This window comes from Pseudomonas psychrophila HA-4 (genome assembly GCF_000282975.1).
GTDB classification, from domain to species: domain Bacteria; phylum Pseudomonadota; class Gammaproteobacteria; order Pseudomonadales; family Pseudomonadaceae; genus Aquipseudomonas; species Aquipseudomonas psychrophila_A.
Genome location: NZ_ALJC01000025.1, coordinates 17,857 through 33,478 on the forward strand (window position 1 = coordinate 17,857; position 15,622 = coordinate 33,478).

The 15,622-nt window shown below is 54.3% G+C and carries 16 protein-coding genes; 9 read left to right on the forward strand and 7 right to left on the reverse strand.

All coding sequences use genetic code 11. The features are described 5' to 3' along the window. Both B347_RS0102870 and B347_RS0102875 read left to right on the forward strand, forming a co-directional pair. Entirely contained in the window at window positions 1–1,326 is a 1,326-nt protein-coding gene (locus B347_RS0102870; protein WP_019408201.1) for an ABC transporter substrate-binding protein, read from the forward strand. 148 nt (window positions 1,327–1,474) lie between these two features. Further along, window positions 1,475–2,245, forward strand: coding sequence for an ABC transporter ATP-binding protein (locus B347_RS0102875; protein WP_019408202.1), 771 nt, complete (start codon window positions 1,475–1,477; stop codon window positions 2,243–2,245). A gap of 44 nt (window positions 2,246–2,289) precedes the next feature. On the opposite strand, the gene B347_RS0102880 is transcribed toward B347_RS0102875, so the two are convergent. Continuing rightward, window positions 2,290–2,796 (reverse strand): ClbS/DfsB family four-helix bundle protein, encoded by a 507-nt coding sequence (locus tag B347_RS0102880; RefSeq protein ID WP_019408203.1) that lies wholly within the window; start codon window positions 2,794–2,796, stop codon window positions 2,290–2,292. Between the two features lie 242 nt (window positions 2,797–3,038). Between B347_RS0102880 and B347_RS0102885 the strand changes: the two genes are divergently transcribed. After that, entirely contained in the window at window positions 3,039–3,572 is a 534-nt protein-coding gene (locus tag B347_RS0102885) for a hypothetical protein (protein ID WP_019408204.1), read from the forward strand. 105 nt (window positions 3,573–3,677) lie between these two features. Here B347_RS0102885 and B347_RS0102890 read toward each other — a convergent pair whose 3' ends face one another. Further along, window positions 3,678–4,514, reverse strand: coding sequence for a hypothetical protein (locus tag B347_RS0102890; protein WP_019408205.1), 837 nt, complete (start codon window positions 4,512–4,514; stop codon window positions 3,678–3,680). A 252-nt stretch (window positions 4,515–4,766) separates the two neighbouring features. Here B347_RS0102890 and B347_RS0102895 point away from each other — a divergent pair, with 252 nt between their 5' ends. Further along, window positions 4,767–5,159, forward strand: a complete 393-nt coding sequence (locus tag B347_RS0102895; RefSeq protein WP_019408206.1) for a hypothetical protein — start codon at window positions 4,767–4,769, stop codon at window positions 5,157–5,159. 166 nt (window positions 5,160–5,325) lie between these two features. Here B347_RS0102895 and B347_RS0102900 read toward each other — a convergent pair whose 3' ends face one another. The 4 genes from B347_RS0102900 to B347_RS0102915 form a co-directional block, all read right to left on the reverse strand. Then, complete coding sequence (locus B347_RS0102900) at window positions 5,326–5,766, reverse strand: septation protein IspZ (RefSeq protein WP_019408207.1); 441 nt, start codon at window positions 5,764–5,766, stop codon at window positions 5,326–5,328. Between the two features lie 137 nt (window positions 5,767–5,903). Then, window positions 5,904–6,650, reverse strand: a complete 747-nt coding sequence (locus B347_RS0102905; protein WP_019408208.1) for an outer membrane beta-barrel protein — start codon at window positions 6,648–6,650, stop codon at window positions 5,904–5,906. Between the two features lie 214 nt (window positions 6,651–6,864). Further along, complete coding sequence (locus tag B347_RS0102910; RefSeq protein WP_019408209.1) at window positions 6,865–8,187, reverse strand: OprD family outer membrane porin; 1,323 nt, start codon at window positions 8,185–8,187, stop codon at window positions 6,865–6,867. A 103-nt stretch (window positions 8,188–8,290) separates the two neighbouring features. Beyond that, the gene (locus tag B347_RS0102915; RefSeq protein WP_019408210.1) at window positions 8,291–8,815 is read right to left on the reverse strand and encodes a nuclear transport factor 2 family protein; all 525 of its coding nucleotides are present in this window, start codon (window positions 8,813–8,815) and stop codon (window positions 8,291–8,293) included. 274 nt (window positions 8,816–9,089) lie between these two features. On the opposite strand from B347_RS0102915, the gene B347_RS0102920 reads away from it, so the two are divergent. The 4 genes from B347_RS0102920 to B347_RS0102935 are packed head-to-tail and all read left to right on the forward strand — an operon-like array spanning window position 9,090 to window position 13,810. After that, on the forward strand, window positions 9,090–10,778 hold the full coding sequence (locus B347_RS0102920; protein WP_019408211.1) for a long-chain fatty acid--CoA ligase: 1,689 nt from the start codon (window positions 9,090–9,092) through the stop codon (window positions 10,776–10,778). Further along, window positions 10,756–11,862, forward strand: coding sequence for an acyl-CoA dehydrogenase family protein (locus B347_RS0102925; RefSeq protein ID WP_026013953.1), 1,107 nt, complete (start codon window positions 10,756–10,758; stop codon window positions 11,860–11,862). Before B347_RS0102920 ends, B347_RS0102925 begins: the two co-directional genes overlap by 23 nt. 17 nt (window positions 11,863–11,879) lie before the next feature. Further along, window positions 11,880–12,656, forward strand: a complete 777-nt coding sequence (locus B347_RS0102930; RefSeq protein WP_019408213.1) for an enoyl-CoA hydratase/isomerase family protein — start codon at window positions 11,880–11,882, stop codon at window positions 12,654–12,656. After that, window positions 12,656–13,810 (forward strand): acyl-CoA dehydrogenase family protein, encoded by a 1,155-nt coding sequence (locus B347_RS0102935; protein WP_019408214.1) that lies wholly within the window; start codon window positions 12,656–12,658, stop codon window positions 13,808–13,810. The genes B347_RS0102930 and B347_RS0102935 overlap by 1 nt, the downstream gene beginning before the upstream one ends. A gap of 83 nt (window positions 13,811–13,893) precedes the next feature. On the opposite strand, the gene B347_RS0102940 is transcribed toward B347_RS0102935, so the two are convergent. Further along, window positions 13,894–14,673, reverse strand: a complete 780-nt coding sequence (locus tag B347_RS0102940; protein WP_019408215.1) for an IclR family transcriptional regulator — start codon at window positions 14,671–14,673, stop codon at window positions 13,894–13,896. A gap of 165 nt (window positions 14,674–14,838) precedes the next feature. Between B347_RS0102940 and B347_RS0102945 the strand changes: the two genes are divergently transcribed. Then, the gene (locus tag B347_RS0102945; protein ID WP_019408216.1) at window positions 14,839–15,594 is read left to right on the forward strand and encodes an SDR family NAD(P)-dependent oxidoreductase; all 756 of its coding nucleotides are present in this window, start codon (window positions 14,839–14,841) and stop codon (window positions 15,592–15,594) included. The last annotated feature ends 28 nt before the right edge of the window (window positions 15,595–15,622 follow it).

The window sequence follows — 15,622 nt, forward strand, 5'->3', positions numbered from 1 at the left end:
ATGTTGAAACGATCTCTACTCAGTAGCCTCGCGCTGGCCGTTAGCCTGAGCGCTGCCACATTGACCGCGCAGGCGGATAACGAACAGTACTTCCCGCTGCAGAGCTATCGGGTCGGTCCTTATGCCGCCGGTGGTACCGGGTTTTTTGGTGGTTTTATCGACTACCTCAAGTACGTCAATGCCAATGGCGGGGTCAACGGCGTCAAGCTGACCTGGAGCGAGTGCGAAACCGAGTACGTGGTCGAGAAGGGCGTGGAGTGCTACGAGCGTCTGAAAAAAGGCCTCAATGGTGCGCCGGCCGCCGCCACTAACCCGCTGTCGGTGGGCATCGCCTATGCCACCCTGGAGCGCTCGACCGCGGACAAACTACCGCTGATTACCATCAACCACGGCCGCACAGACTCCACTGACGGCAGTGTTTTCCCCTATGTTTTTCCCCTGCAACTGAACCCGTACTCCGAGGTCTCAGCGATCATCAACTACATCGGCCAGCAGGCCGGGGGGCTAGACCAGCTCAAGGGCAAGAAGATCGTCACCCTGTATCACGGCTCGCCCTACGGCAAGGAAACCAATGAGGTGTTGCAGACCTTGGCCGACAAGTACGGCTTCAAACTGACCCTGCTGGAAGTGCCCCATCCGGGTAACGAGCAGCAGTCGCAATGGCTCAACATTCGCCGGGAAAAACCCGACTGGGTGATTCTGCGGGGCTGGGGCGTGATGAACCCGGTGGCGTTGAAAACTGCGCAGAAAGTAGGCTTCCCGGCGGATCACATCATCGGCAACATCTGGAGTAACTCCGAGGATGATGCCGCCCCGGCCGGTGCCGCCGCCAAAGGCTTTATCGCGATCACAACGCACCCCTCGGGCACCAATTTCCCGGTCTTGCAAGGCATCCAGCAGCAGGTAGTGGCCAAGGGCAATGGTGACCTGGCCGACCCGAAACGCTTTGGCACCGTGTATTACAACCTCGGGGTGGTAAACGGCATTCTCAACGTTGAGGCCGTACGCACTGCCCAGGAAAAGTTCGGCAAGCAGCCGCTCACCGGCGAGCAGGTGCGCTGGGGTTTCGAGCATCTCAAGCTGGACGAAGCCCGCCTCAAGGAGCTGGGTGCACTGGGCTTGGTGCAACCCTTGCAACTGTCGTGCTCGGACCATGAAGGGGGCGGTGCAGTGCGTTTCCAGCAGTGGGATGGTAGCCAGTGGAAACTGATCAGTGACTGGGTACAGGCCGACCGTGCCTTGCTCAGACCGATTATCGAAGCTTCGTCGCACCAGTACGCCAAGGAAAAAGGCATCACACCGCGCGATTGCAGCCAGGACAGCTGAGATGTGAATTGGGTCGGGGAGGCGTCCCCAATACTTTTCCGTCAAGGCCATGTTTGCTCAACACACATCCCGTGGCGAGGGCGCAAGTCATTCGCCACGCGTCACGTGTTTCAAGCTTTTATTCATTGAACAGTAGGAGGGCAGGCGGATGAACCCAGTACCGATCTTGCAGATCGACGCGATTGAAGTCCTGTACGAACAGGCCATCCTCGCCGTGTGCGGGGTATCGTTGGTGGTGCCGCAAGGGCAGATCGTGGTGTTGCTGGGGGCCAACGGTGCCGGTAAGAGCACCACCTTGAAGGCCGCCTCCAATCTGGTGCGCGCCGAGCGGGGCGAGGTCGTGCAGGGGCGGATTCTTTATCGAGGCGAGGATGTGACCCGAAGCACGCCCCATAGCTTGGTGGCCAGCGGCCTGGTGCAGGTACTGGAAGGCCGGCATTGCTTTGCCCAACTGACAGTGGAAGAAAACTTGCTGACCGGTGCCTTTGCGCGTCAGGTGTCCCGCGGGCAACTGAAATCCGATCTTGAGCGTATCTACAGCCAGTTTCCGCGCCTCAAGCTGCGGCGCAAAAGCCTGGCTGGCTACACTTCCGGCGGTGAACAGCAGATGGTTGCGCTTGGGCGAGCGCTGATGGCCCGGCCACAGTTGGTGTTGCTGGACGAACCGTCGATGGGCTTGGCACCGCAGATCGTCGAGGAGATCTTCGAGATCATCCAGCAGCTCAATCAGCGCGACGGCGTTAGCTTCTTGATTGCCGAGCAGAACATCAACCTGGCGCTGCGTTACGCCCAGTACGGCTACGTGCTGGAAAACGGCCGAGTTGTCAGCGAAGGCACGACCGGGGAGTTGGTCGCGCGCACTGATATTCAGGACTTCTACCTAGGGGGCGGGACAGCGGGTAAAGGAGCTGCTGCTTGACCGCTACCCGTTATTTAGGCGTGAGATTAGACGCAAGGCAGCATTCAGCCTTGCGCCTTCAACCACGCGCGAAGTCGGGTGCGAGCATTGGCGTAAGGGGATGAGGTGTTGAACTGGATCATGCGTCCCTTGGTCCATTTTCCGTACCAGGCGCTGTCATAGAGTTCGTCATCTGATCTGTCTGTGATCGTCGTTACTAAAGCGCTTTTCGCATTTTCCAAGCGGGCGAGTAGTGCTTGCCATTCGAGAGCGTTGTGATCGGCATAGAATTTCTGCGCCAGCAGGCCAAGTTGGTTCCATCTGAAGCCTGTCTCGGGATAATCAACAGACTCACCTCGGTCGTCGTGGTCAAGCCATTTCAACACCAACTCGTTCCACCCAATCAGGTAAGCCACCAGATCTGCTGGACTCATCAGGGTTCCTTTGGCATGTCCAGTCATCGTAGATTCTCGCGCGCGGTCTTGCGGAACTCTGGAAAGGTCGGACATCAGTCTGTCGAACGTTGTTTTGATGGACGTAAGCAGTTCTGCTTTGGAGGTTGGAACAGCCATGAGTTTCCTTACATTCAGTTGCGCAGAGGCTTGAGGGAGCCCCGGCTATTTCCCATCGAGGACAGCATAAGAGATTAGCAACTTTTTAAATCCCGACGTTGATCAGGGTCTAAACGTTTGGGCTTTGCCCAAGCCGGTGTAGATCCTTACCTGGGACGGCAAACCGTTGTGCGATGCTGAAATTGAATGAACCCCTTGAGATAAAGGGCTTCTAACGTCATGAAGTTCATCGGAGACGTACCGTGACCAAGATCATTACTGAGGAGAACCGTCTCCATCAGGAGTCTGCTTCAGACGTTTTACTATTTGGCACGCCTAAAGATCGTCTGGATTTCTATCGGAGAGAAATCCAGTATGAAACCACCTTGCTCTCAAATAGGACGAACGCCTATTTGACAGCCCAGTCGTTCTTGGTGATTGCATTCGCCTCTTCAATGGCGAACCTAAATCCTGAGTGGGGTGAGCTTTTCACCTTGGTTGTGCCGACGTTGATGGCCATTCTTGGCATTTTTAGCTCATTGCATGCGTGGCCTGGGTTTATGGCCTCGTACACCATTATTGATCATTGGCATTTCAAACAAAGTCACTTACTGCGAAGTGACCCGGTCATGGGTAAGGCCTACGATGACTCGCCCTTATTCAACGAAAAAGAATCGAGCCGGCAGGGGTATCGCAAATCGCTAATGTTCTCTATGCGGACACCCTGGCTATTTGTGATTTTCTGGGCGCTTCTGGCAAGTTTTTGTATTTATGTTCAGCTCACGAATTCCAGTTAGTCAGCGTGCTATGAATTGACACTTCAATGAGGCCTCTTTCAGTTGCCTGTCCCAAACCCGCTCAGAGAACGGGTTGTAGAGATGCTTTCGGATCAATCTGCGGCCTTATTTTTGGCTTGCTGAGCGAATCAACATAAATTCATACCGGAGTTTCTCGATAAAGATTGAATAACGTAATGTTCCATCGGTGGTCGGCTGAAGAATGCTTTCGGTCTGGGATTTATGGTAAGGGTGGCGGTACAAGTGTGGAAGGTCTGAATAGGCATAACTTTGAAAATGCAGTTCGTCGCCTACCCAGTGCACGTCGTTGTACAGGTAATTCCAGTTCTTGCTGGACGCCATGTAGAGGTAAGCGCTGCCGTTGGGATCCATAACGACTTCCACTTGGAGTTCGCCTTTATCGTCAGTCCAGTTGCCAATATATCGCTCTATGCCAGCGTGTTTAGGTATCACCGGATCCGGCATAAAATCACCGGACTTAAAAGGTGTTTGACGTGCAGTTTCAGCGGCGGCGTTCTGGTATAGGTCACACAGCGGTGCAACGTTACTGACTTTCACATAGTTGAAGGTAAGGCGTTGATCAGCAACATCCATCGCCAGTTTCATTGTGTGCGGGTTCAATGCCAGAACCTTTAGGTCAACGCTATCAGTCGGTGATTTGAGATGGATGACCTTCCCATCTTCGGACACCTTAAAGTCACTCACTTCTATTTCCTGGCGTTTTCCGGGCTCAGCACAGTTGAATGAGTGCAATTTTGCCTTGGCATCTGCACCGTATTCGACCACGTTAGCAATTCCGTTGCGTAAAGGTGTCATGGCCCAAATGCCGACCAGATTATCTTGAATCGCTGCTAATTCAGGCGATGGAGGCGTGGTGAGTTCGCTGGCGCACCCGGTCATGATCACGGCGGCCAGAGATAGAGTCAGAACGTTGATCTGCATAGTGCTTATCCATAAGAGAGTTCGAATTGATCCACCTGTTGCGGTCGGCAGACCTTCTGGCAGACAAGCAGCCTAGGTTAATCCTCCTAGGTCACATGCTTGAATTGATGCTCGTGGGCATTCACATCATTCATGCCAATAGTTGTGCATTTAGTTTTTTATTACGTAACGTTAACGTGGTTCTTTTTGTTAGGTTGATTTACTCAGACCCATTCAGGCCGCGGCGACTCAAAAAATAAAGGAATTAGCGAGATGGAAAAAGAAAATGGATGCCTGAGATTATTAAAACGTTACCGATACTCGATCTTGCTATTGATGGTTGCTGCATCGCTCTTGAACGCGTTCGTAAGATTCATCGGGGAGTGGGGTGATTTTTGGACTGCACTGATCATGCAGGCGTGGTTCGGTCAGGCTGTATTCGCTTACCTTCGTGGTGGATGGGTTGCGATAGGGCCGGGGGGCCTTCCCAAAGACGCAAACCCTGCGTGGAGAGCTTTGCTGGCTGGTTTTGCATTTGCCATTTACCTCATTTGTTTCGGCTTTGATGGCTATCCAAAAAAGCAATCGGTTTATGATCGAAGCCCTTCCGATTGGACCATGCCTACCCGAGAAGAGATCGGGCGTTCATCTGAGCACACGAAATAGTCTGACGTGTTAGGCCTCAATGAACGTTGCTGGCATGTATAGAAATCCGAGACGCCCGCTTGAAAATCGCGATGATTTGACTGTCTGAAATACACGATGTCTTCGCGCATTAATACTCTTATCCAGACAGAAGAAAATTTTACGACTGACGAGTACTTCTAAGGGGTCAACCAAGGCGCTGCTTGTTAATCACTGCCCAAGAAGTAGCGAGGATGCCGGCAATAAATAACGCTGGCTTGCCGACGAGTTTGTAGTCAAGCCAAACATCGAATGGCGTGGTGAAAGCGACTACAGCGTTCACGATTGCCATTGTTATCAGAAGGGAGGCCAACGAAAAAGTACATGTACGCCATTGCGCCTCGGACAAGTTCAAGCGTCTTCCCCAAAGAGCTCGGAGCGGATTGAGTTTGAACCCTAAATCGGCTAACACGACTACCAAGGCCAGTGTTCCATAGAAAACCGTGGGCCTAAGTAGTAGGTAGAATGAGCCCGCCAACAGAAACTTTCCGACTAGCAGACTAAAGAATAAGCCGCTGACTTGCAGCAGCACAAATGCACGCCAAAAAAGCCCAAAGGACACGTGCAGCCAATTTCGTGTAACGCTCATCGTTCTGAACCTTAGCAACACGTCTTCATCACGTTAGCGGTATTCAATCCGTCAGCCACACCCTAGACGGCGTGCACTGCTTCACGCCGTTATCCGGCCGTTACTGGCAGGCTCTCGAAAGAGCCTGCCAGAGTGGATTAGAAAGCCATACCGACCTTCACGCCGAACTCGTCACGCTTGAGTTTAGTGTTGTCGACAACAGGCGAATCCTCGTCGATCTTGTACTCCGTGCGCGTGTAGTACAGGCCCGCTTGGATTGGCATGTCGCCCTGTTGGTTCATCAACAGCGATACTTCCGCGTATGGATTGGTACGATCCTTCATGTCGACGCTGTCGCTGCCGAAATGCTCTACCTTGAGACGTGCTCGTCCATCGATGGTCTGGCGAGCACCCACTTCGACGCGCAGGGTAGAGGTGTCGAATTGGTGGTTGTAACCCAGTGCTGCCTTGGCGAACGGCGACTTGTACGTCAGCTTGGTGTCCAGATCATTCAACTCCGGCTCGAGGCGGGTCCAACTGTAACCGCCGCCCACGATCACGTCGACGAAGTTGCGCGCATCCAGCGCGGCTCGCCAACCCAAGTCGAGATCAGCTTGGGCTTCCTTGAGTTTGTTATCATTTTTATTACTGTATTTGGCTTCACCGCCTATTTGGTAAATGAAGCCGGATTCAGCAGTCATCTTGTTACCAAAGTTCGCGAACACACCGCCTTGGCCCATGTGCTCCTTCTCGGATCTGCTACCCCCCTCAAACTTAAAGTCTGTGTAGGAACCCAGTAAACCGATGGTGAACAAAGGGTCGGTGCTCGGGGCGGCCATCACTGCCAGTGGTGCGCCCAAAAGCGCTAAAGCACAGGTATGACGTAGCAGTTTTACAGTTAGCATTCGTGAAAGTCTCCATGACCGTGATAAAACCTCGAATGACCGCTTCGATCTAACGTTCAGGGAAAAAGTTCAAAAAAACGTCGGTAAAAAGGCTAAACCCTGTCCAGCGTTACGCCTTAATGCCGCTGGGTACGAGCACGCATTCTCATATGTTTAAACGTGGCTCACGCCTGACTATTAAAGTCGGGAAGGCATTATCCAGATGTACAAGGACTCAGAAAATCGGAAGGGTGTAGTTCACATACACACGATTTTCGCTATTGCGGTAGTTGTACTCAAAGGCCGAGGCCGTGCTATGGCCGATGGCATTGTAGTAGGAAATACCCAGCCCCTTGGCTGGACCGCTTTGGATCGCGTAGTGCAGAGCAATATCGCGTTCCCATTCCTGAGCATTGCCGGCATTACTCTGTTTGATGTCGGTACCGCGCCAGTAGGAGGTATTAAATATCAGCCCTGGAACACCCATCGCGGTGAAGTCATACGTGTATTGAGCGAATGTGGTTTGCTCCCCCGCACGGGTAAAACCGTACAGAAGGCGTGAAGTTTGCAGGTAGAAAGTGAATACTCCGGCCTCTTTGTTTGGCAACGATGACGGGATAATCGCTGCAAAATTACTGTTGCCGGACACGCTCTGATAGCCCGCCATAAATGAATGGGCGGTATGGGTGTAGGTCAATGAGGCTGACCACGTGTTGTTGTCGATAATACCGGTGCCGTCTTTGGTATAGCCGGCAATCCGGTAACCGGGATCTCCGTTTTTGCCATCCGAGCGGCTTCTGAAATAACGCAGATCGGCGAGCAGCGATTGGCTGGGGTTGAACTGATGTTTAGCGGTCAGGCCGAGGAAGTCTTGCTTGTAGTAATCTTCCAATTGACCAAAGTAATACTGTGCCTTGATGTTTTTAGTGGGCGTGTAATCAAAGCCTGCATAGTTGAAACCACCACTTTCTTGTGTACCGCCTGCGGCTGCCAGTCCGGCCCGATCTGACGAGTAACGCCCAGTCGCTTTGGTCAGCCGTCCTCCTGTGGCGACAACGTTGTCGATGTCTTTGGAAACGAAGTTCCACCCCTGATAGGTTTGAGGCAGTACCCGAGTGTCATCTGATACCAGTATCGGAATGCTTGGAGTGATAGCGTTTCCGGTAAAAACAGTGGTGTTGGAGTATTTGATTTTTGCATTGGCGGCGGCCCGAGCCCAACTGCCGACGCCCGTATCACCGTCACTCGGGATCATCGTGCCACGTTGATGGTGTCCGGCCCCCCCGTCGAGTTTGACTGCCAGCATGCCTTTAGCATCAATGCCCACGCCAAGCAGACCGGGCGTAAACCCCGACACAAAGTCCAGCCTGAAACCCTGAGCCCATTCTTGCGACTTACTGGTCAACTTTTTGGTCGGCGAAAAATAATCGGCGTAATGGTGCGTAAAGAACACATTGCGCAGGGATAAGTTAAGCGTCGAGTCATCAACAAAACCACTGGCCATTACTGAGGGCGAGAGGAGGCAAAGCAACGGAAAACCTAATGCATTGGGGTTCATATAATGCTCTTTCTATTGTTTTTGTTTTAAGAATAATGCTGCATTACTAAGTGTTGCCCCTGTGTTAACACACAGGGTGTTTGCGGTTAATAAGCGTGCGTCTTTACTCCGGGCCTGTATTACTTAATAACGTATATACCGCGTCGTGCGGCCACCGGGAACCTACCGGCTGGCGCTGGCCGAATCGTTGCGCATCGTTCAACGATGGAGTGTTTGGATGATCTACCCAATCGTAAATCACAGTACGTTGGGAAATTCTCCACTCTTCCCCGCGTTTTTCGAACAGGTCAGCATACCGGCCGAGAATCACCACCTGTTTCAGTACGCCGCTTTGATCAGGTCCGCGCTGGAAGGCACAAAACTTCGACTCTACTACCGCTGAGACTCCACGCAGTTCGATCAGGATATTGCTGATCTGATGCACGCTGCGGTCCATGTTTTCCAGTGCTTTAAGAGCCCATTCAATAAAGCCGGTAGCTGATCCCTTATAAGGGCCATGGCAATCGCTGGCGTCTTCCCAGTAAGCAGATCGCAACGCCTGTTCATCCATTAAGTCGATGCCCCGACAGTATCGATATAAGCAGTCGCGAATGGCTTCGCGGTCCAGCAGTTCTTCGAGCGTCGACATAATTATTGTGCCTGCAAGTCAGCCCGTCTCGGGTCACTTGACTGTATTTTCAGGCGCTGTAGGCGTCAACGCACAAGTCGACGGCACGTGTTGATTCACATCTGTGAATTGCACATTTTTGGCAGGTTCCGTGCGCCAAAATTCACATGCGTGATGTTGTGCTTCAAACCCGTGTTTGCGTTGACAGTGGCCTACCCGCACCGCGATTGTTAAGTCACGTTCGGGCGATAAAAACAATGCCCTGGAATATGGAGAACCGAACGCCGGAGGTTACATGCGCGCTTTAATGCAAGAGCGACAATTATTAATATCCACCTTAATTGACCATGCCGCGCTCAATCACCCTACCGTTGAAATCGTATCGCGTACCTGTGAGGGAGCTGAACACAGAACCGATTATAAAACTGTCCGTTCACGCGCATTAAAACTGGCCAAGGCATTAATAAAGCTGGGTGTTAAAGACGGCGACCGAGTCGGTTCTCTGGCTTGGAATACGCACCGTCACCTAGAACTGTATTACGCGGTGCCAGGGATGGGGGCAGTGCTTAATACGGTTAATCCTCGTTTGTTTGCGGAACAAATTGAATACGTCATTAATCATGCCCAAGACAACGTGCTGTTCTTCGACATCACATTTGCCGAACTGATCACTGAACTGCGTCCCAGATTGTTATCGACAGCCACCTTCGTGGTCATGACTGACCGGGCCCACAAACCCCCAGGACTCGACAACTGCCTATGCTATGAAGACTTGATCGAGGCCGAGGAGGACGACTACCAATGGCCGCAGTTCGAAGAGACTCGGGCCTCATCGCTGTGCTACACCTCCGGCACCACGGGCAACCCTAAGGGTGTGCTGTATAGCCATCGCTCCACGGTGTTGCATTCGTTTACAGCCTGTTCGATGGACGGGTTGCAACTGTCCAGCCAAGACAGTGTGCTGCTGATTGTGCCGTTGTTTCACGTCAATGCTTGGGGGGTGCCTTACGCGTCGGCCATGTGCGGCGCCAAGCTGGTGTTGCCGGGCCCTTGGCTAGACGGCCAAAGCCTGTTTAATTTGTTACGGGCAGAGCGTTGCAGCGTCTCCATCGGCGTTCCGACCGTATGGCTGGGCCTGCTCAAGTTCATTGAAGAAAACCCGCACCTGATCAGCGAAAAGCTGACGCTGGCACGTGTCTTGGTCGGCGGTTCGGCTGCCCCTCGGGCCTTGATCGAGCGCCTGCATCACATTCTGGGCGTTACCACTATCCATGCCTGGGGCATGAGTGAAACAAGCCCGCTGGGTACCATCGGCAACTTGCTGCCTAAGCACCGCTCTTTGCCCCTTGATGAACAGATCACCATTCGCGCCAAGCAGGGGCGACCCATTTATGGTGTCGAAGTGCATATCGCCGATGAACAGGGCGAGCGGTTGCCCCGTGACGGTAAGACGGCAGGTCATCTCAAGGTCCGTGGGCCGTGGGTTGCCTCGGGCTACTTCAGGGGCGAGGGCGGTGAGGTGTTGGATGCCGATGGCTGGTTCGCCACTGGCGACGTCGCCAGCATCGACGAGGACGGCTACGTACAAATCACCGACCGCTCCAAGGATGTCATCAAGTCCGGCGGGGAATGGATCAGTTCCATTGATCTGGAAAACGCCGCCATCGCTCATCACGCCGTACAAGAAGCGGCTGTCATCGGCCTGGCTCATTCGCGTTGGCAGGAACGACCGCTGCTGGTGGTTGTGGCTCGCCCCGGTATTGAGGTGACGAGCGAGCAGATCCTCGCATTTCTCAGCCCTCGAGTGGCCAAGTGGTGGTTGCCTGATGACGTGGTGTTTGTCAAAGAGCTGCCACACACCGCGACCGGAAAACTACAAAAAGTCCAACTTCGCGAACAGTTCAAAACCTTCGTATTCAGCAGCGATCGGCCTGAGGCCGCACCGACCCGGAGTGATGTAAATGCCGCAACTAATAATGGATGACGCCGATGGCGTTCTGGAGATGCTACGTGACAGCGTTGCAGCTTTCGCCCAAGGCCGTCCCGGGCCACAGAGCTTGCGTCAATTGCGCAGCAGCGAAGCCGACTTGGATCGCGAGCAATGGCAGGAAATGGCGCAGGCTGGCTGGATCGGTCTGATGCTACCCGAAGCTTTGGGGGGCGCCGGGCTGGGGATCCGTGAACAAGTGGTGATCAGTTTCGCCTTGGGCCGCGCATTAATCCCTTCGCCCATGGCGACGGCATCAGTCCTCAGCAGCGCGTTGTTGGCGACTGTCCCTGAATCTGCAGAACAACGACGTCTGGCATCAGGGCTGATTCAGGGGCAAGCAATACTGGCTGTGGCTGTTTCAGCGCCTGGCCTGACAGCGCGTCTCCTTGATGGCGCGATAGTGCTAGACGGGCGTTGCGAGTTTGTAGAAGCCGCGGCATCAGCCACGGACTTGCTGGTTCTTGCCCGTTGTGGTGAGGAAGACATGCTGGTCAGTGTGCCGTCTGATGTTGAAGGCCTCGAGCGCCATGAGCGGCCCGCTGTAGATGGCAGCCGGATTGCGTCTTTGCAGTTCAGCAGTTGCTTGGTCAAAACCGAACGACTGTTGGCCCGTGGCGCATTGCACACGCAGATCGAGACGGCGATCAACCTGGCGCGAACGGCCCTTGCAGCTGAACTCTGCGGGCTGGCTAGTCAGGCGTTCAATCTGACCCGCACCTATACCTGCGATCGCGTTCAGTTTGGCAAGCCCATCGCAGGTTTTCAGGTGATCCAGCATCGTTTGGTCGACCTCTGGGCCGAGGCAGAGTTTGCCTGCTCGGCGGTGGTCAACGCCGTAGAGCGTATCGAACAAGGCAGCGCTCGTGAGGCGCGGTTGGCGATTTATGCCGCCAAAGCTCGAGCTGCGGATGCGGCAACCCTTATCGGGCGGCAGGCCATCCACCTGTTTGGCGCCATGGGGTTTACCGACGAATGCGACATCGGTCTGTACCTCAAGCGCTCTATCAACCTGGGCGCCACGCTTGGTCAGGCCGAGAGCCTGCGCATCCAATTCATTCGTGAGGAGCGTGCGGCTTAGGCTGCGCGAATAAAAGCATGCAGAACAATTTACTCAAAGTAGACATAGTCGATCATGTGGCGGTAGTCACCATGGACGCCCCGCCAGTCAATGCTCAGTCGCGGGATTTCGCCGAAGAGCTGATCGAGGTCTTCGACGAACTCAACGACCTTGCCGAGGTACGGGTCATTGTTCTTACCGGTGCCGGCAAAGTGTTTTCCGCGGGCGCTGATATCAAGTCGCGTAGCAACATCGGTGCAGTTGCCGGCGATACCAATCGGCATCTGCGTCGGACCCGTGAAGTGGGCTTTTGCATTATGGAGTCCAACAAGCCGGTTATTGCGGCGGTCAACGGTCCAGCGCTCGGCGCAGGGATGGGGCTGGCAGTGTGCTGCGATATTATTCTGGCGAGTGAAAATGCGGTATTTGGCCTACCGGAAATTGACATCGGCCTGATGGGTGGCGTGCGCCACACCATGCGCCTGTTTCCTCACTCCCTGACTCGCCGCATGGTGTTGTCGGGTTACCGCGTCACGGCGGCCGAATTGTATCGACGCGGCATTATTGAAGCCTGCACGCCGCGTGAAAGCCTCATGGATGAAGCCATGCAGATTGCCCGTGAAATCGCCAGTAAAAGCCCAATGGCGCTGAAGCTGGCGAAGCGTGCGATCAACACCGTGGAAACCATGGGGCTCAAAGACGGGTACCGTTTTGAGCAAAATCTGACTGTTGAAATGACCCGCCATGAAGACTCCAAGGAAGCCATGCGCGCGTTCTTGGAAAAACGTGCTCCGATCTTCAAGGACTCAATCTGATGACTTTGGACTGCAATAGTTTGCCCGATGAAGAGTTCCGTACCCTATTTCGCGAGTGGGTACTGGAGAACTGCCCGGCGGAACTGCGTTACCTGCGCAAGCAGCGACCGGTATATGAAGAGGTCAAAGTCTGGTATCAGGCGCTGGCGAAAAAGGGCTGGCTGTCGCCCGTATGGCCGCGCGAGTACGGCGGTATGGGCCTGTCGCCGGGCAAGCACATGATCTATGTGGAAGAGTGGGGGCGCCTGGGATGTCCGCGCATCCCCGATCATGGCATCGGCCTCACCGGGCCGCTGTTAATTCATCATGGCAGCGAAGCGCAAAAAGCTGAGTTCCTGCCCAAAATTCTCTCGGGCGAGCACATCTGGTGCCAGGGTTACTCTGAGCCGAATGCAGGCTCAGACCTCGCCAGTCTGCGCACAACCGCAGTGCTTGACGGTGAGCATTTCATCGTCAACGGGCAAAAGATATGGACCACCTTGGCCCATTGCGCGAACTGGATATTTGTCTTGGTGCGAACTGACAAGGAGGCCAAGCCACAGCGAGGTATATCCGTGCTGCTGGTTGAGATGAACACGCCGGGTGTGGAAGTGCGTACCATCGAAAACCTGCGCGGTGAAGCCGATTTCTGTGAAGTGTTTTTTGAGAATGTTCGAGTCCCGGTGCACAACCTTGTCGGCGACCTGAACAATGGCTGGACCTTAGCCAAGTCGGTACTAGGTCATGAGCGCATCTTCTTGGGCTCTCCAACTCGCGCAGAATACGCACTGGACCGTCTTGACAGGCTAGCCGCCGATCGTGGCGCGTTTGAAGATCCGGCTTTTCTGTCGCGCTATGCCAAATTACGCTTGGATCTGTATGACCTGGGCTCCAGTTACGAGCGTTACGCCAAGGTATTACGTTCGGGTGGGGAGCTGGGCGCCGACGTGTCGGTGCTGAAAGTTTTTGCCACTGAACTGTACCAGCGCATCACCGAAGAAATGCTGAACCTGGCGCAAGAAGAGGCGCGATACAACGATGACCTGCTGATCGAGGGTGGGCAGATCGACGCCATGAACCTGTTCCTTGATGCGCGTGCTCCGGCGATATTCGGTGGTTCCAATGAGATCCAGCGCAATATCTTGGCCAAGGCCGTCTTGCAACTGCCGGGGTAGGGCGCAGCACGCGGTAAAGTGCGCAGTCTGCGGTAACGGGGGGGCAACCCGTTGCTGCAGGCGTGAGCGTTTACGTGCCTAGGTTAGAGTTCGATTTCAATGGGTGTTTCAAACCCGTCCACCGGCTCCAGGGCCTTGGCTGCTCGTTGCAGAATCTGCAGGTAGTGGTCGAAGTTATGGCGGATACGCTCAGCCGCGCCGCCGAGTCCCAGCGTTACCGGCTGACCCTGAATGGTGACCGGTAATAACACGCAAATAGAGGCGCCGCCGAGGAAGGGAATGTTTTCCGTGGCGGCATAGCCTTGGCTGCGAATACTGCGCACTTTATCCATCATCGCTTGCAAGTCGACACGCTCACCGTTTTTTTGGGTGACGATGTTGGCGCGACGAATGATGTTATCGAGCATCTTGTCGTTCATCGTCGACATCAGCATCCACCCGGTGGCCGACTGAGTCATGGGCCGCAATTCACTTTCATTAACCTGAAAGCGCAGTGCATGCACTGACTGGATGACCTGAACGTACTGCACGTAAATATCATTTTTGGTGTTGATGGACACCGACTCTCCGGTTTCGGCGTGTACATCGTTCATCGCGGCCAGGATACCGGGCGACGAAAAAAGCGTGGTGGGTACCCATTCACCCAGTGAGGTGACCTTAACCGTGGGGAAGTACAGGCGCTCGTGGCGATTGAAGTTTAGATAGCCCAGGGAAATAAGTGTTTTGAGTAAAACCGTTGTACTTGATTGCGGATAACCCAAGGCTGCGGAGATCTCGGACATGGCCCGCGGTTGCCGTACATGTTTAAAAAACTCAAGTATTTCAAGCACTCGCATGGCGGATTTAACTTGTGACGGTTGCATATAAAACGCCCCCTTGTGCGGTGATCTTTTTCACATGTGTGAAAGTCACGCGCACATATGTAGTTATTGTTGTTGGCCACAGATTCGGGTGACAGGATGGTTTTGTCAAGGCGCTAACCAGCGCCGATTTGAATGCAGTCCCACTCATAATAAGAGGCAAAAAAAATGGGCAGATTGGCCGGCAAAGTTGCACTAGTGACCGGGGGCGCGCGCGGTATTGGCGCAGCCATCAGCGAGGCATTTGCCCGTGAAGGTGCACTGGTAGGCATTCTTGATCTTAAGGAAGATGTCGCCCTCGAAGCGGTGCAACGCATCGAAGCGCAGGGTGGCCGTGCCGTCGCCTTGATTGGGAATGTGGCCCGTCGTGACGATGTGCTGCGTGCGGTCAGCAGCCTGACTGAAACGTTTGGCGCACCCACCGTGCTGGTCAATAACGCCATGTGGAACCGCTACGGGCCGCTGCAAGAGCAGAGCGAAGAGTTGATCGGGCGCATGATCGACGTAGGTTTTAAAGGCGTTGTCTGGGGGTATCAGGCAGTGCTCAAGGGCATGACCGATGCGGGTGGCGGTTGCATCATCAACATCGCCTCGCCGTCTGCGGTGCTCGCTATGCGCAACGGCATCATGTACAGCGCTGTTAAGGCGGCAGTGTTGGGCCTGACCCGTTCTGGCTCGGCGGAGTTCGGTCCGTACAACATTCGTGTCAATGCCATTGCCCCGGGGCCTACCCCCACTGATGGGGCTAATCTGGTGGTCGATGAGGCTGCCTGGGAACGCCGTCGCCAGCGCATGCCGATAGGTCGCCTAGGTACACCTGAAGACATTGCGAACGCAGCGGTATTCTTAGCCAGTGAAGAGTCGAGTTTCATTACCGGGGACATGCTGTTTGTCGACGGTGGAGTGACCTACGCGTTTTCTTGATTCGGTTCACGCTCGGTTGTCCCTGGCG

Excerpts from the sequence above, each read along its gene's own strand:
- B347_RS0102915 (WP_019408210.1), bottom strand. The coding sequence starts at position 8,815 with ATGTCGACGCTCGAAGAACTGCTGGACCGCGAAGCCATTCGCGACTGC.
- B347_RS0102925 (WP_026013953.1), top strand. The coding sequence starts at position 10,756 with ATGCCGCAACTAATAATGGATGACGCCGATGGCGTTCTGGAGATGCTA.
- B347_RS0102895 (WP_019408206.1), top strand. The coding sequence starts at position 4,767 with ATGGAAAAAGAAAATGGATGCCTGAGATTATTAAAACGTTACCGATAC.
- B347_RS0102905 (WP_019408208.1), bottom strand. The coding sequence starts at position 6,650 with ATGCTAACTGTAAAACTGCTACGTCATACCTGTGCTTTAGCGCTTTTG.
- B347_RS0102880 (WP_019408203.1), bottom strand. The coding sequence starts at position 2,796 with ATGGCTGTTCCAACCTCCAAAGCAGAACTGCTTACGTCCATCAAAACA.
- B347_RS0102890 (WP_019408205.1), bottom strand. The coding sequence starts at position 4,514 with ATGCAGATCAACGTTCTGACTCTATCTCTGGCCGCCGTGATCATGACC.
- B347_RS0102870 (WP_019408201.1), top strand. The coding sequence starts at position 1 with ATGTTGAAACGATCTCTACTCAGTAGCCTCGCGCTGGCCGTTAGCCTG.
- B347_RS0102875 (WP_019408202.1), top strand. The coding sequence starts at position 1,475 with ATGAACCCAGTACCGATCTTGCAGATCGACGCGATTGAAGTCCTGTAC.
- B347_RS0102920 (WP_019408211.1), top strand. The coding sequence starts at position 9,090 with ATGCGCGCTTTAATGCAAGAGCGACAATTATTAATATCCACCTTAATT.
- B347_RS0102930 (WP_019408213.1), top strand. The coding sequence starts at position 11,880 with ATGCAGAACAATTTACTCAAAGTAGACATAGTCGATCATGTGGCGGTA.
- B347_RS0102945 (WP_019408216.1), top strand. The coding sequence starts at position 14,839 with ATGGGCAGATTGGCCGGCAAAGTTGCACTAGTGACCGGGGGCGCGCGC.
- B347_RS0102910 (WP_019408209.1), bottom strand. The coding sequence starts at position 8,187 with ATGAACCCCAATGCATTAGGTTTTCCGTTGCTTTGCCTCCTCTCGCCC.
- B347_RS0102940 (WP_019408215.1), bottom strand. The coding sequence starts at position 14,673 with ATGCAACCGTCACAAGTTAAATCCGCCATGCGAGTGCTTGAAATACTT.
- B347_RS0102900 (WP_019408207.1), bottom strand. The coding sequence starts at position 5,766 with ATGAGCGTTACACGAAATTGGCTGCACGTGTCCTTTGGGCTTTTTTGG.
- B347_RS0102935 (WP_019408214.1), top strand. The coding sequence starts at position 12,656 with ATGACTTTGGACTGCAATAGTTTGCCCGATGAAGAGTTCCGTACCCTA.